The sequence below is a fragment of the Pseudonocardia sediminis genome, assembly GCF_004217185.1.
In the GTDB taxonomy this organism is placed as follows: Bacteria; Actinomycetota; Actinomycetes; order Mycobacteriales; family Pseudonocardiaceae; genus Pseudonocardia; species Pseudonocardia sediminis.
The window spans coordinates 1,715,683-1,730,819 of record NZ_SHKL01000001.1; the positions used below are offsets into that span (position 1 = coordinate 1,715,683).

13 protein-coding genes are annotated in these 15,137 nt (G+C 73.4%); 7 read left to right on the forward strand and 6 right to left on the reverse strand.

What is annotated here, in order from left to right:
* Position 1: 1 nt before the first annotated feature.
* Positions 2–532 (reverse strand): GNAT family N-acetyltransferase, encoded by a 531-nt coding sequence (locus EV383_RS08185; protein ID WP_130289349.1) that lies wholly within the window; start codon positions 530–532, stop codon positions 2–4.
* A 110-nt stretch (positions 533–642) separates the two neighbouring features.
* On the opposite strand from EV383_RS08185, the gene EV383_RS08190 reads away from it, so the two are divergent.
* Positions 643–1,869, forward strand: a complete 1,227-nt coding sequence (locus EV383_RS08190; RefSeq protein WP_130289350.1) for a winged helix-turn-helix domain-containing protein — start codon at positions 643–645, stop codon at positions 1,867–1,869.
* A gap of 26 nt (positions 1,870–1,895) precedes the next feature.
* Here EV383_RS08190 and EV383_RS08195 read toward each other — a convergent pair whose 3' ends face one another.
* From EV383_RS08195 to EV383_RS08205, 3 genes are all read right to left on the reverse strand, one after another.
* Entirely contained in the window at positions 1,896–2,315 is a 420-nt protein-coding gene (locus EV383_RS08195) for a nitroreductase family deazaflavin-dependent oxidoreductase (protein WP_130289351.1), read from the reverse strand.
* A 143-nt stretch (positions 2,316–2,458) separates the two neighbouring features.
* Positions 2,459–3,610, reverse strand: coding sequence for a DUF4097 family beta strand repeat-containing protein (locus EV383_RS08200; RefSeq protein WP_130289352.1), 1,152 nt, complete (start codon positions 3,608–3,610; stop codon positions 2,459–2,461).
* Entirely contained in the window at positions 3,607–4,197 is a 591-nt protein-coding gene (locus tag EV383_RS08205) for a toxin-antitoxin system HicB family antitoxin (RefSeq protein ID WP_130289353.1), read from the reverse strand. The genes EV383_RS08200 and EV383_RS08205 overlap by 4 nt, the downstream gene beginning before the upstream one ends.
* Before the next feature lie 144 nt (positions 4,198–4,341).
* Here EV383_RS08205 and thyX point away from each other — a divergent pair, with 144 nt between their 5' ends.
* A complete protein-coding gene (thyX, locus tag EV383_RS08210) occupies positions 4,342–5,094 on the forward strand; it encodes an FAD-dependent thymidylate synthase (protein ID WP_130289354.1) in 753 nt (250 codons plus the stop codon).
* 57 nt (positions 5,095–5,151) lie between these two features.
* Here the strand turns inward: thyX and EV383_RS08215 are convergent, their stop codons facing one another.
* The gene (locus tag EV383_RS08215; protein ID WP_130289355.1) at positions 5,152–5,853 is read right to left on the reverse strand and encodes a Crp/Fnr family transcriptional regulator; all 702 of its coding nucleotides are present in this window, start codon (positions 5,851–5,853) and stop codon (positions 5,152–5,154) included.
* A 194-nt stretch (positions 5,854–6,047) separates the two neighbouring features.
* Complete coding sequence (locus EV383_RS08220) at positions 6,048–7,385, reverse strand: MFS transporter (RefSeq protein ID WP_242622965.1); 1,338 nt, start codon at positions 7,383–7,385, stop codon at positions 6,048–6,050.
* A gap of 182 nt (positions 7,386–7,567) precedes the next feature.
* Here EV383_RS08220 and EV383_RS08225 point away from each other — a divergent pair, with 182 nt between their 5' ends.
* From EV383_RS08225 to EV383_RS08245, 5 genes are all read left to right on the forward strand, one after another.
* On the forward strand, positions 7,568–8,194 hold the full coding sequence (locus EV383_RS08225; RefSeq protein WP_130289356.1) for a TIGR03085 family metal-binding protein: 627 nt from the start codon (positions 7,568–7,570) through the stop codon (positions 8,192–8,194).
* Between the two features lie 107 nt (positions 8,195–8,301).
* Positions 8,302–9,315, forward strand: a complete 1,014-nt coding sequence (gene dapA, locus EV383_RS08230) for a 4-hydroxy-tetrahydrodipicolinate synthase (protein WP_130289357.1) — start codon at positions 8,302–8,304, stop codon at positions 9,313–9,315.
* Positions 9,316–9,508: 193 nt separating this feature from the next.
* Positions 9,509–11,182 (forward strand): ribonuclease J, encoded by a 1,674-nt coding sequence (locus EV383_RS08235; protein WP_242623425.1) that lies wholly within the window; start codon positions 9,509–9,511, stop codon positions 11,180–11,182.
* Between the two features lie 116 nt (positions 11,183–11,298).
* Complete coding sequence (locus tag EV383_RS08240; protein ID WP_130289359.1) at positions 11,299–12,270, forward strand: IS481 family transposase; 972 nt, start codon at positions 11,299–11,301, stop codon at positions 12,268–12,270.
* Between the two features lie 166 nt (positions 12,271–12,436).
* Positions 12,437–15,088, forward strand: coding sequence for a DNA translocase FtsK (locus EV383_RS08245; protein ID WP_130289360.1), 2,652 nt, complete (start codon positions 12,437–12,439; stop codon positions 15,086–15,088).
* Positions 15,089–15,137 lie beyond the last annotated feature (49 nt).

Sequence of the window (15,137 nt, forward strand, 5' to 3'; positions counted from 1 at the left end):
CTCAGTCGGCGAGCTCGAGGGCGAGGGTGCCGACGAACCGGACCTCGCGCACGACGCCGTCGCCGGTGTCGAGGGTGCGGACGGCGCCGTCGGCCTCCCAGCCGGCGCGGGCGTAGAAGCGGCGCGACGCCTCGTCGCGCTCGGGCACCCAGGCCCGGCCCTGCTCGGCGTCGTGCCCGCGCAGGGCGGCCGCGGCGGTGGCCAGCAGCCGTCCGCCGTGCCCGCGGCGGCCCCAGCGCGGCTCGACCAGCAGGGTGCTGACCTCGGCGATCGAGGCTCCCTGCGTCCCGGCGTAGAACGCGGCGGCGCAGAACCCGACCGTGTGCTCGCCCTCGACGGCGACGAGCACGTGGTACCCCTCGCCGGCGTGCACCGCGTCGGTCCAGGCCGCGCGGGCGTCGTCGCTGCTCAGGCCGTCCAGTGCGGCGTCCGGGATGATCCCGGCGTAGGCGGCGCGCCAGGTCTGGGCCTGGATGCGCACGATGTCGTCGACGTCGTCGTCGACGGCGGGGCGGACGGTCGCGATGGCCATGACCGCATGCTTACCCGACCGGCTCCGCCCGTCTCGACCGGGTGCCGGGCGTCCCCGGCGGGACCGTGGTCGCCGGGGAACTGTCGGGGGTCCGTGCCACGATCCGTGGTGTGCGAACGATCTCGGCGGACGTGGCCCGGCGGACGGCGCTGGCGGCCCAGGGGATGGCCGACCCGCGACCGTCCGGACCGGTCACCCGGCGGCACCTGCAGCGGGTGCTCGGCCGGGTCCGGCTGCTGCAGCTGGACTCGGTGAACGTCGCCGTCCGGGCGCACTACATGCCGATCTTCAGCCGGATCGGGGCCTACCCGCCCGCCCTGCTCGACGACGCGGCGTGGTCACCGACGGCGAAGCGGCCGCGGCTGCTGGTGGAGACGTGGGCGCACGAGGCGAGCCTGGTCCCGGTCGAGGACTGGCCGCTGCTCGGGCACCGGGTGCTGCCGCAGCGCTGGTGGCGCCACTACGCGCCGTTGCTGGAACGGCATCCGTCGCTGGCCGGCGACATCCGTGACGTCGTGGCCGAGCGCGGCCCGATCGGTGCGGGGGCGATCGAGAAGGCCCTGGAACATCCGACGGCGCGCCCGCGCCCGGCCGGGGCGAGCTGGTGGGAACGCTCGGAGGTCAAGCGGGTCTGCGAGTACCTGTTCGCGACCGGCGGGCTGATGGTCGGCGGGCGGCGGCACTTCGAGCGGCTCTACGACCTGCCCGAGCGGGTGCTGCCGGCCGACGTGCTGGCCGTCCCCGAACCGGACCCGGCCGACGCGGCACGCGAGCTGGTGCGGCGCTCGGCGTCGGCGCTGGGGGTGGGAACCGGGACCGACCTGCGCGACTACTACCGCCTCGGCCCGGAACGCACCCGGGAGGCGATCGCGGAGCTGGTCGACGCCGGCGAGCTGGAGCAGGTCGCGGTCCGTGGCTGGGCGAAGCCGGCCTACCGGGACCCGGGCGCCCGCACGCCGCGGGAGGTCGTCGGTGGGGCGCTGCTGTGTCCGTTCGACCCGCTGGTGTGGGAGCGCGAGCGCACCGAGCGGATCTTCGGTTTCCGCTACCGGATCGAGATCTACACCCCGGAGCACAAGCGCGAGTACGGCTACTACGTGTTCCCGTTCCTGCTCGACGGCCGGCTGGCCGGGCGGGTGGACCTCAAGGCGGACCGGGCCTCCGGTGCGCTACGGGTCCCCGGCGCGTTCACCGAGCCGGGCCACGACGGGTCCCGCGTCGCGTCCGGGCTGGCCGTGGCATTGCGGGAGATGGCCGGATGGCTGGAGCTCGACGACGTCGTCGTGGGGGAGCGGGGTGACCTGGCCGGGCCGTTGCGGCGCGCGCTGGGCGTCTGACGTCCGCATGTGTCCGGGCGGGTGCGTCAGCTCGGGTCGAGGCGCAGGACCGCCATCGTCTCGAGGTGCTCGGCGATCCGTGCCTCGCTCGCATCCGCCGGCACCGGGAACGCCTTCAGCGCCCACGGCGCCTGGACCGAGCGCAGGTAGGTCGCCACCGCGGCCGACGCGGCACCCGGCTCGGGGACCAGCGCGCGGTACTCGGCGCGCTCGCCGCCGGCCTCGACCGCGCACCACGGGTCGGCGTGCAGGTTGCGCACCCAGTCCCGACCGGCCTGCGGGGAGACCAGGTAGAGGTACCCGTCCCGGCGGACGGCGCCCAGCGGGGTGGCCCGGCGCTCGCCGCTGCGCCGCCCGACGGTGCGGACCACGCGCAGGGCGTACCCGCCCTCCTCGATCGGCGTCGCGGGAGCGGCGAGGATGCGCTCGACCATGGACGCGTTCATCTGCACAGCCTCGGCTCGATCCACATCCGGGATCCTACGCTCCCTCGTCCATCAAGCATCTCGACAGGCGAGGAAGACGCGCCGACGGCCGGTGCCCACCCCTCCAGGGCGCCGGCCGTCGAACGTCGCGCGAGACCCCCGGCTCAGGCCGGGACCGGCGCCGAGCGGGTGACGAGCACGTCGCCGCTCCCGGTCCGCCCGCTGAGCCTCACCGGGGCCGGCCCCGCCGGGGCGGACGAGCCGACGTCGAGCTCGCTGCGTGCCCGACCCGACCCGGTGCTCAGGTCGAGCTCGGCCGTCACGCCGGAGTGCACGCCGATCCGGACGTTGCCGGACCCGGTGCTCAGCGTCAGGTCGCCGGACACGACGTCGGCCAGCACGAGGTCACCGGAGCCGCTCTTCACCGTCAGATCTCCGGCCACCTCGCCGACGCGGATGTCGCCGCTTCCCGTCTTGACCTGCGAGGACCCGCCGAGCGCGGCGACGTCGACGCGGCCCGACCCGGTCCGCAGCCGCGCCTGCCCGGTGACCGGGCCGAGGTCGATGCCGCCGTTGCCGGTGGTCACGTCGGCGTCGCCGTCGACCTCCTCCAGCCGGGCCGACCCGGCCCCCGTCCGGACCGCGGCCCAGCTGGCGCGCCCCCGCACGTCGACGTCGGCGACGCCGGTCCGCGACGCCAGCCGCGAGCGCGACGGCGCCGTCACGGTGACGGCGAGTGGCACGGTGGCCAGGCGCGGGTCCTCCGGACCGCGCACGACCAGCCTGCGCCCCGGTTCCGACCAGGTGATCTCGGTGGCCTGCACGGCCTCGGCCGCGGTGGCTCCCGCGGCCTCCCACGGCGCCGCACCGGCCGTCGGGTCGCCGCCTCCGCCCTGACCGGGCCAGCCGCCCATGCTAGGGAAGCCGCCCGCACCCGGGAAGCCGCCGGGGAAGCCCCCGGAGCCGGGGGTCCCGCCTCCGGTCACGTTCCCGGACGCGGACACCGAGCTGCCGATCCAGCGCAGCAACCCGCCCAGCCCGCCGGCGAGCGGGCCCTCGGCCGACGGGTCGGCCCGCACCTCGACGCGCACCTCGCCCGCGGTGTCGGAGAGCTCGATCCGCACCCGTCCGGCGCCGATCGCGACCTCCAGCTCCGCGGGCCCGGCGCAGGTCCAGTGCTCGGTACGGTCCTGGTCACCGTTCATGGTGTCCTCCGCTCGCGTGCGGTCGTCCTGTCCGGCGGGCCCCGTTCCGGGGTCCGTGCCGTCGTTCCCGTCCGGGCCGGAGTCACCGGGGACGTCGGTCGTGTCGCTCATCCCTGCACCCATCCCCGCAGCCGGCGGCCGTCCTGGTCGTCCGGCGGTCCGCCGGGTCGTCCGTGCCGCGCCGCCGCGCCGGACAGGGCGCCCTGCACGGCTTGGGACACCCAGGTGTTCAGCGAGACGCCCTGGGACTGCGCGGCCTGCTCGGCCTGCGACTTGATCTGCTCGACGATCCGCAACGTGACCCGGCTGATGTCGCCGGCGTCGCCGCCGAACGGCCCGCCCGGCCCGAAGCCCCCGCCCGGCCCGAAGCCCCCGCCCGGCCCGAAGCCCGAGCCGAAGGGGGATCCGGGCGCCGGCCCGGACTCCGGGGACGCGGTGTGGTCGGTGGTCTCGGAGCGGTGGCCGTCGACCGAGACGCGCACGTCCCGGCCGTCGAGGCGCAGCTCCACGGTGCGGTCGCCGAGCGAGGCGGTGACCTCGGCGGCCATCTCGGAGAGGGCGTTCATGATCGCGAGCCGGGCGGCGGGCTCGATGGCCGAGCCGAGCAGCGCCGCGGTCCGGCGGGTCTGCTCGTCCCCGGCCGCGGCCGCGGCGGCGAGGTCCTCGCGCAGTTGCGCGACGTACGGGGTGACATCCATGACGCCATGGTGGCGTCACTTGTGACGACATTCAAGGCGCAGATGGCGTCACTTGTCGTCAGTCTGATGTCGCCACCGGGCCGGGCGACGTCGCGACGCGGGTGCCGGACCGGCCTTCCGGAGCCGCCGGTTACCCTCGCTGGCATGCCGGAGACCGTGCCGCTGAGCGTCCAGCTCGTCGCGAAGACCGAGTTCCTCCCACCGGCCGACATCCCGTGGGAGACCGACGCGGACGGTGGCCAGGCGCTGGCCGAGTTCGCCGGACGGGCCTGCTACCAGTCGTGGGGCAAACCGAACCCCGCCACCGCCACGAACGCCGGCTACCTCAAGCACATCCTCGAGGTCGGACACCTGTCCGTGCTCGAGCACGGGACGGTCAGCTTCTACCTGACCGGCATCTCCCGGTCACTGACCCACGAGCTGATCCGGCACCGGCACTTCTCCTACTCCCAGCTCTCGCAGCGCTACGTCCCCGAGCGCGACGCCGCGATGGTCGAGCCCGACGTGATCTCCGACGACCCGGAGCTGCACGCCCTGTTCGCCGACGCCACCGCCGCGGCGGTGAAGGCCTACGAGGAGCTGCTCGCCGGTCTCGAGCAGCGTTTCGCCGACGTCCCGAACAAGACCCTGCGCCGCAAGCAGGCCCGCCAGGCCGCCCGCGCCATCCTGCCGAACGCGACCGAGACCCGGATCGTCGTCACCGGCAACTACCGCGCCTGGCGGCACTTCATCGCGATGCGTGCCTCCGAGCACGCCGACGTCGAGATCCGTGCCCTCGCCGTCGAGTGCCTGCGTCACCTGCAGCGCGAGGTCGCCAACGTCTTCGCCGACTTCGAGATCCAGACCCTCGACGACGGCACCGAGATCGCGTCGAGCCCCTTCGTCACCGAGGGCTGAGCCTCCCGCCCGGCCCGGCCCGGTACGGACCGGTGCGCATCGACGGCGGGGCCGGGGTCAGACGGCGACGGCGTGCACGCGCCGGCGCAGGCCGGGCAGGTCGCGCACGACGATCGCGCGGCCGTCCTTGAGCAGCACGCCCTCGGCGACGAGCTTGGACAGCTCGCGGCTCATCGTGACCCGGGTCAGGCCGACCATCAGGGCGAGTTCGTCGATCGCGGGCCGGATCGACAGGCGCGTCGAGGTGTCGAGGGAGACCTCGCCGTAGGCCTCGACGAGGTGCCCGAGCAGCAGCGTCACGCGCTCCCGGGCGGGCAGGCCGTCGATCATGACGTGCAGCTGCAGCACCCGCTGCTTGTAGGCGATCCGCCGGGTGATCTCCAGCAGCAGCTCGGGATCGGCGCGGGCGGCGTCGAGCAGCGCGTCACGGCTCACCGTCACGACCTCCGACGGCTGGGTCGCGATCGAGCCGAGATGACGCGGGCGGCCGTCGAAACAGGCGGCCTCGCCGAGGCTGGACCCGGGCTCGGCGTAGGCGAGCACCCGTTCGGTCCCGTCCGGGCGGTGCAGGTAGATGCGCACACGGCCGGAGACCACGACGTGGAACCACGCCGACGTCTCGCCCTGGCGGTAGACGTGGTCGCCGGCGCGGTAGTGGCGCGGCGAGCCGAGCTCGGCGATCCGCGACGTGAGGGCGTTCGGGCCGCCGAGCAGGAACGGCGATACCGCCCGCTCGTCCTCGATCGATGCCGTCGGCATGTCCCACCCCCGTCCGTCCGCGGGCCGCGGGCGGTGCGGGACTGCCCTCGACCCCGTCCGCGACCTCGGCTGGGCGCAGACCGGATGAACGGACGTTAGCCCGACCGGAGCCGTACCGGAAGCGACGCGGGTCGCAATTCGGGCACGGATCCGGCCGGGCGGGGGAGCGGGTCGCTCCCGGACGTGACGTCGCCTCAGGCCGCGGCGGGGGCCACCAGGGCGTCCTGGTCGGCCAGCGAGTCGGCGTCGGTCCTGGGCAGCGCCAGCGCGCAGCCCAGGCTCAGGACCGACACCCCGGCCAGCAGCACGCCGATCGCGAAGCTGCCGTAGACCGGCACCAGCGCGGCCGAGATCAGCGGCACGACGCCGCCGCCGAGCACACCGGCCAGGTTGTAGGAGATCCCGGCCCCGGTGTAGCGGTAGCGGGTCGGGAACAGCTCCGGCAGCTGGGCGCCGATCGGACCGTAGGCGAACCCGACCACACCGAGGATCACCGAGATGCCGAGGCCGAACGACCACGGCGTGCCGATGTCGAGGATCGGGAACGCGACGAGCCCGCCGACCACCGACAGCGCGTTGCCGATCACCACCATGTTCCGGCGACCGATCCGGTCGGACGCGATGGCACCCAGGATCGTCGTCGCGGCGAACACGAGACCGCCGATGATGCCCATCGTGAGCACGGTCGTGCGGGCCAGGCCGAGCTGCGTGGTGCCGTAGCTGGTGAGGAACGTGACGCCGATGTAGAAGAACGCGAACACCGCGGTCGTCGCGCCCGCGCCGAGCAGCACCGAGCGGGAGCGGGTGCGGAAGACCTCGGCGATCGGCAACGAGGTGCTGACCGGCCCGGCCGCCTTCTCCTTGAACGCGGCGGTCTCCTCCAGCTTGAGCCGGACGTAGAGCCCGACCCCGACCAGGAGGATGCTGCCGATGAACGGGAGCCGCCAGCCCCAGGCCTGGAAGGCCTCCGGGCTCATGGTGAGGGCGGTCAGCAGGAACGTGGCGCTGGCCAGCGAGAACGCGACCGACGGGCCGAGCTGCGGGAACAGCGCGTACTTGCCACGGGCCTTGCCGGGCGAGTTCTCCGCGGTGAGCAGCGTCGCGCCGGCCCACTCGCCGCCGACGGCGAGGCCCTGCACGATGCGCAGGACCACCAGCAGGATCGGCGCCAGCACGCCGATCGTCCCGGCGGTCGGGAGCAGACCGATGGCCAGCGTCGACAGGCCCATCATCAGCAGGGTCGTGACGAGCGTGCCCTTACGGCCCAGCCGGTCACCGAAGTGGCCGAACAGGATCGACCCGAACGGCCGCGCGACGAACGCGACACCGAACGTGGCCAGAGCCAGCGCGGTGCCGGCGGCGGCGCCGAGCTCGGGGAAGAACACCTTGTTGAACACCAGCGCGGCCGCGGTGCCGTAGATGAAGAAGTCGTAGAACTCGATCACGGTGCCGGTCATGCTGGCCATCGCGATGCGGCGCATCGACGTCGGTGGCACAGCCGCAGCGGGCGGGCCGGCGTCGGTCTGGGTCACAGGTTCCTCCACGGTGAGACGTGCCGTCGGGCTCGCGGCAACGGGAGGGAGTATCTGCGCCCGATCGGGTGCGATCTGTATCACCGACTACAGAACGGCCGTCTCCCGTGCGTCGTGTGTAGAGCGTCCGGGTGACCCGCGGTCCCGGGCGGCGGTGGGCCGGAGGGACTACGTTGTGTCCGGTGAGCCTTGCCGTCGACGAACGTGCCGCGATCTGTGACGAGTTCGAGCGGTCCGGACCGGACCGCCCCACCCTCTGCGAGGGATGGACGAGCCGCGACCTGCTGGCCCACCTCCTCGTCCGGGAGCGCCAGCCCTGGGCCTCGCCCGGGATCATGGTCCCGGCCCTGTCCTCGATCACCGACAAGGCGATGGCCGGCTACGCGAACGAGGCCTGGCCGAACATGATCGACGACCTGCGGACCGGGCCGCCCGCCTGGTCGCCCTTCCGCGTCGGCAAGGTCGACGAGCTGGCCAACGGCGCCGAGTTCTTCGTCCACCACGAGGACGTCCGGCGCGGCGAGCCCGGCTGGGAGCCCCGCGAGTCCGACCTCGACCGCGACACCCAGCTCTGGACGCTGCTGGGCCGCTCGGCGCGCCTGCTGTTCCGCAAGGTGCCGGTCGGCGTCGTGCTGCAACGCCCCGAGGGGGCCCAGCAGGTCGTGGCGACGGGCAACGGGCTGGTCACCGTCGTCGGCGACCCCGCCGAGCTGGTTCTGCACGCGTTCGGCCGGGACGCCGCGCGGGTCGAGCTGAAGGGTCTTCCGGCCGACGTCGAGGCCTACCGGGCCGCTCCGGCCGGGATGTAGCGCCCACCCGGGCCGGTGGACCGCACGGCGCACGGGCGTACGGGGTAGCGCGGCACACGCCGCGAGGAGGCCGCCGTTGTCACCCGGGGGCGGTACCGTCAGCTGCCATGAACCCCAGTCCCGCCCCGTCTGGGCAGACCCACCCGCCGCGCCGGCCGTTCGGCGAGGTCCTGACCGCGATGGTCACCCCGTTCGACGCCGCGGGGGAGCTGGACCTGGGCAAGGCCGAGGAGCTCGCCACCCACCTGGTGGACATGGGCAACGACGGCCTCGTCGTCAACGGCACCACCGGTGAGGGCCCGACGACCAGCGACAAGGAGAAGGCCGAGCTGGTCCGCGCCGTCGTCTCGGCGGTGGGGGACCGGGCCACGGTCGTCGCGGGCGCCGGCACCTACGACACGGCGCACTCGATCGGGCTGGCGCGCGAGGCCGAGCGGGCCGGCGCGCACGGGCTGCTCGTGGTCACGCCGTACTACTCGCGACCGCCGCAGTCCGGCCTGATCGCGCACTTCGGCGCCGTCGCCGACGCCACCGACCTGCCGGTGATGCTCTACGACATCCCGCCGCGCAGCGTGATCGGGATCGACGTCGAGACGTTCCAGCGCCTGGCCCAGCACACGAACATCGTCGCGGTGAAGGACGCTCGCAACGACCTGCGCGTGGGCACCGAGGTGCTGGCCACCACGACGCTGGCCTACTACTCCGGCGACGACCCGGTGAACCTGCCGTGGCTCTCGGTCGGGGCGGTCGGGTTCGTCAGCGTCATCGGACACGTCGTGGCCGACAGGCTGCGGGCGATGCTGGACGCCTACACTGCGGGTGAGCACGACCGCGCGCGCAGCCTGCACTACGCGATGCTCCCGGTCATCCGTGCGATGGGGCGCGTCGGTGGCGCGGTGTTCGCCAAGACGGCGCTGGGGCTGCGTGGCCTCGACGTCGGTGAGACACGTCTTCCGCTGCCCCCGGCCACCGAGGAGCAGGTGGCGGCGATCGCCGGGGACCTCGCGGTCGCCGGTGTCGCGCTCGACTCCTCGGCACACCCCAGCCGCTACACGCCCGGACACGGCGCGCTGGGCTCGCGGACGGCCACCGACCTGGGGGCCGAGGTCGCCTACCGCTAGACCCGGCGCCGTGCGGCCACCACCGGTCCGCCGCCGCGCCACCAGGGGCTCACGCCCCACCACGACTTCTGATCTTGTACCTGCCACAGATACGTGAGGCCACCACTTGAGCCGCAGTTCCCAGCGATCCGACCGCCGATCCCGCCCGCAGCGTGACCGCCCGACCCCGCCGGAGGAGTCCAACCCCTCCGAGCTGCCCACCGGCCCGCCGCCGGCGCTGGCCCGCGGGGGTCTGAGGGTGTTCGCGCTCGGCGGCATCGGCGAGGTCGGGCGCAACATGACCGTCTTCGAGTACGAGGGGCGCCTGCTCGTCGTCGACTGCGGTGTCCTGTTCCCCGCCGAGGACTCGCCCGGCGTCGACCTGATCCTGCCCGACTTCCGGGCCATCGAGGACCGCCTCGACGACATCGACGCCATCGTCCTGACGCACGGCCACGAGGACCACATCGGTGCCGTCCCGTGGCTGCTGCGGATGCGTCCCGAGCTGCCCGTCGTCGGGTCGCGCTTCACGCTCGCGCTCGTCGCCGCCAAGTGCAAGGAGCACCGGCTCACCCCGCACCTGCGCGAGGTCGCGGCCGGCGACCGCGTCAGGCACGGCGAGTGGGACTGCGAGTACTTCGCGGTCAACCACTCGATCCCGGACGCGCTGGCGGTGGCGATCCGCACCCCGGCCGGCCTGGTGCTGCACACCGGTGACATCAAGCTCGACCAGCTGCCCCTCGACGGGCGCCTGACCGACCTGGCCGGCTTCTCCCGCCTCGGCGAGGAGGGCGTCGACCTGTTCCTGGTCGACTCCACCAACGCCGAGGTCCCCGGGTTCGTCACCCCCGAGCGCGACATCGGCCCGGTCATCTCCAACATGTTTCGCGACACCTCCGGGCGGATCATCGTGGCCTGCTTCGCCAGCCACGTGCACCGCGTGCAGCAGGTGCTCGACGCCGCCGCCGCGCACGGCCGCAAGGTCTGCCTGGCCGGGCGGTCGATGGTCCGCAACATGGGCCTGGCCGACGACCACTCGCTGCTCAACATCCCGGACGGCCTGCTCGTCGACATCGACGAGGCCATGCGCCTGCCCGACGACAAGCTCGTGCTCGTCTCGACGGGGTCCCAGGGCGAGCCGCTGGCCGCGCTGTCGCGGATGGCCCGCGGGGAGCACCGCAGCATCACGATCCGGCCCGAGGACACGATCATCCTGGCCAGCTCGCTGATCCCGGGCAACGAGACCTCGGTGTTCGGCGTCATCAACGGCCTGACCCGCCTCGGCGCGACCGTGGTGCACCAGGGCAACGCCAAGGTGCACGTCTCCGGGCACGCCCCGGCCGGTGAGCTGCTGTTCCTCTACAACGCGGTGCGCCCGTCGAACGTGATGCCGGTGCACGGCGAGTGGCGCCACCTGCGTGCCAACGCCGCGCTGGCCGTGCGCACCGGGGTGCCCGAGGAGTCCGTCGTGATCGCCGAGGACGGGGTGGTGGTCGACCTCGTCGACGGCCGCGCCGCGATCACCGGCAAGGTCGAGGTCGGCCGCGTCTACGTCGACGGACTGGCCGTCGGCGACATCGGCGAGACCACGCTGGGTGATCGGCTGGTGCTCGGCGAGGGCGGCTTCATCGCGATCACCATCGCGATGGACGCCAAGACCGGGCGCGCCGTCTCCCGGCCCACGATCGCCGGTCGCGGGTTCTCCGACGACCCGAAGGCGCTCGACGCCGCGCAGCCGCTGGTCGAGGACGAGCTGTCCCGGCTGGAGAACGAGAACGTCTCCGACCCGCACCGGATCGCCCAGGGCGTCCGCCGCGTCGTAGGGCGCTGGGTCGCCGACAACTACCGTCGCCGCCCGATGATCGTTCCGACCGTCATCACGGTCTAGCTGTACTGCCCACGGAGGTTGAGTACATCCGGACTGGCGGTTTGATGTTGACGTGAGGGAGGGCCTCCGGGTCCGGTGTGGATTGCGACATCTACACCTCGACCCAGGAGGCCCTCGTGGTCCACGGTAACGCCCCGCTGTCCCCGACCGGCCGGCTACGTCTGGCCCGTTGTGTGGTCGATGAGGGCTGGCCGCTGCGCCGGGCCGCGGAGCGGTTCCAGGTCGCTGTGAACACCGCCGCCCGCTGGTCACAGCGTTACCGCATCGGCGGTGCGGCGGCGATGGCGGACCGGTCGAGCCGCCCGCATTACAGCCCGTCGCGGACCGCGACGCGGCGGGAACGGCGGATCGTGTCGATGCGGGTGAGCAGGCGGTGGGGCCCGGCCCGGATCGGCTACCGGCTCGGGATCGCCCCGTCGACGGTGCATCGGGTCCTGGTCCGCTACCGGGTCCCGCGCCTGGCCGATCTCGATCGCGCCACCGGGCGCCCGATCCGCACCCGCCGGCCCCGCCGCTACGAGCACGACGCGCCCGGGGACCTGGTGCACGTCGACATCAAGAAGCTGGGCAACATCCCCGACGGCGGCGGGCACCGGGTTCTGGGCCGAGCCCGCGGCAAACGGATCCGGACCCGCGGGGTCGGCTACAGCTACCTGCACAACGCCGTTGACGACCACTCCCGCCTGGCCTACACCGAGGTCCTGCCCGACGAACGGGCCGAGACCGCGGTTGCGTTCTGGGCCCGCGCCCAGGCGTTCTTCACCGCCTCAGGGATCAGCGTGTCCCGGGTGCTGACCGACAACGGCGCCTGCTACCGGTCCCACCCGTGGCGCGATCTATTGCGCGACAACGACATCGTCCACAAACGGACCCGGCCCTACCGTCCTCAGACGAACGGGAAGGTGGAGCGGTTCAACCGGACCCTGCTCGACGAATGGGCCTACGCCCGCCCCTACCAGCGCGAATCCGACCGGCGAGCAGACCTCGCCGGCTGGCTGCATCACTACAATCACCTCCGCGGACACACCGCCCTCCAGGGCCTCCCACCCGCCAGCCGCGTCCCCAACCTCACTGGGCAGAACATCTAGCCCTCGGGCTGACGCTCCATCGAACGGCACCCCCGTCGGAACCCTTCCGACGGGGGTGCCGCTCGTCGGGACGGGCGGGGCCCGGGAGGGCGCCGGTCGGCGCTCGGAGGGGCGCCGGCCCGCGTCGGTGCCCGGTTCGATCACGCTCCGGGGCTACCGTGGACACATGGCAGGACGGACGGGTACGGGCAGGACCACGACGCGGGCCGCCGCCGGGCGGGGCGCGAGCGGGTCCCGGTCCGGTGCGTCCCGGGGCGGTTCGACCCGGCGTCCGGCGAGCTCACGCAGCCGTTCGACCTCCCGCAAGCCCCCGCCCCGCAAGCAGGGTCCCGACCTGATCGACCGCTCCATCGACGCCGTCGGACGCGGGGTGGTCAAGCTCGGCCGCTCCACCGGACGCGCGATGGGCCGGACCCGCGACATCGACTCGGCGCACCGCCGCGACGGTCTCGGGTTCACGTTCCTGGTCCTGGCCGTGATCACCGCCGCCGGGGTGTGGTTCAGCGCCGGCGGCTCGGTCGGCTACTGGTTCAACTTCGCCGTCGGCGCCGTGCTCGGCGTCGGGGGCGCCCTGTTGCCGGTGATCCTGCTCGGCGTCGGGCTCGTGCTGGTCACGACGCCCGCGCACCCCGAGGCCCGGCCGCGGATCATCACCGGGGCGATGCTGCTCGCGCTCGGCGTGCTCGGGCTCGTGCACCTGGGCTCCGGCTCCCCGGCCCGTCCCGCCGGCTGGGTCGATGCCGGCGGCGCGATCGGCTACGTCGCGGGCACCCCGCTGGCCAGCGGGCTCACGCTCTGGACGGCGGTGCCGGTGCTGCTGCTGCTCAGCGCCTACGCCCTGCTGCTGATCACCGGCACGCCGGTGCGCGAGGTCCCGCCCCGGTTCCGCCGCCTGATGGGCGAGTTCCCGGAGGAGGAGGAGACCGACTCCGAGGACGACGAGAAGCCGCGCACGGTGGCCGACGCCGTCGCCGAGGCGCAGGGCGAGACGCCGCCGGCGCGCAAGCGTTCGTCGCGTCGCCGTCAGGGGGCCGCCGAGGCCGACGCCTTCCGCGAGGACGGCGAGCACCTGCCCGCGCCGAGCGACCCGGAGGTCCCGGCCACCGAGGCCCCGGCCGGACGGACGCTGCCCGGCGGCGCGGCCGCCGTGCCAGCCGCCGCCCCGCCGGACGCGGCGCCGGCCGCCGGAGGGACGCCGGGGGCCCCGGCCCCGAAGCGCCCCCGCGTCCCGGTCGCCGAGACGCCGCCCGCGGAGTCGATCCCGGAGACCGACGGCGAGCAGATGTCGATGGCGATCCGGGAGCCGATCGGCGAGACCGAGTACAAGCTCCCGCCCGCCGACATGCTCGAGGTCGGCCCGGCCCCGAAGACCCGCAGCAGCGCGAACGACGCCATGATCGAGGCGATCACCGGCGTGCTCGACCAGTTCAACGTCGACGCCCAGGTCACCGGCTTCACCCGCGGGCCGACCGTCACCCGCTACGAGATCGAGCTCGGCCCGGCGGTCAAGGTCGAGAAGATCACCCAGCTGACCAAGAACGTCGCCTACGCCGTCGCGAACGACAACGTGCGGATCCTGGCGCCGATCCCGGGCAAGTCCGCGGTCGGCATCGAGGTCCCGAACACCGACCGCGAGATGGTCCGGCTCGGCGACGTCCTGCGCTCGAACTCGGCGCGCGCCGAGCAGCACCCGATGGGCATCGGGCTGGGCAAGGACATCGAGGGCCACTACCTGATGGCCAACCTGGCGAAGATGCCGCACCTGCTGGTCGCGGGCTCCACCGGTTCCGGTAAGTCCAGCTTCGTCAACTCGATGCTGGTCTCGCTGCTGACCCGCGCCACCCCGGACGAGGTCCGGATGATCCTGATCGACCCGAAGATGGTCGAGCTGACCCCCTACGAGGGCATCCCGCACCTGATCACGCCCATCATCACCCAGCCGAAGAAGGCCGCCGCGGCGCTGGCCTGGCTGGTGGAGGAGATGGAGCAGCGCTACCAGGACATGCAGGCCAACCGGGTCCGCCACGTCGACGACTTCAACCGCAAGGTCCGCTCCGGGGAGATCACCGCACCGCCCGGCAGCGAGCGCGTCTACCGGCCCTACCCGTACATCATGTGCATCGTCGACGAGCTCGCCGACCTGATGATGACCGCTCCGCGCGACGTCGAGGACGCGATCGTCCGGATCACCCAGAAGGCCCGCGCCGCCGGGATCCACCTGATCCTGGCGACCCAGCGGCCGTCGGTGGACGTCGTCACCGGCCTGATCAAGACCAACGTGCCGTCCCGGCTGGCGTTCGCGACGTCGTCGCTGACCGACAGCCGCGTCATCCTCGACCAGCCCGGCGCCGAGAAGCTGATCGGCATGGGCGACGCGCTCTACCTCCCGATGGGCGCCGGCAAGCCGGTCCGCATGCAGGGCGCGTTCATCGACGACGACGAGATCTCCAAGGTCGTCACGTTCACCAAGGACCAGGCCGAGCCCAGCTACACCGAGGGCGTCACCGCGCAGAAGGCCGGCGAGGCGAAGGAGATCGACGCCGACATCGGCGACGACCTCGACGTCCTGCTGCAGGCCGCGGAGCTGATCGTGACCTCGCAGTTCGGCTCGACGTCGATGCTGCAGCGCAAGCTGCGCGTCGGCTTCGCCAAGGCCGGACGCCTGATGGACCTGCTGGAGACCCGTCGCATCGTGGGGCCGTCCGAGGGCTCCAAGGCCCGCGACGTGCTGGTGAAGCCGGACGAGCTGGAGAACGCTCTCTACCTGATCCGCGGCGGCGGTACCGCCGACGGCGGGGACGTCGAACCCGAGGAGTGACGGTCCGCGTGCGGTCGGTCCACCGACCTCACCCGACGGAGTGGCCCTA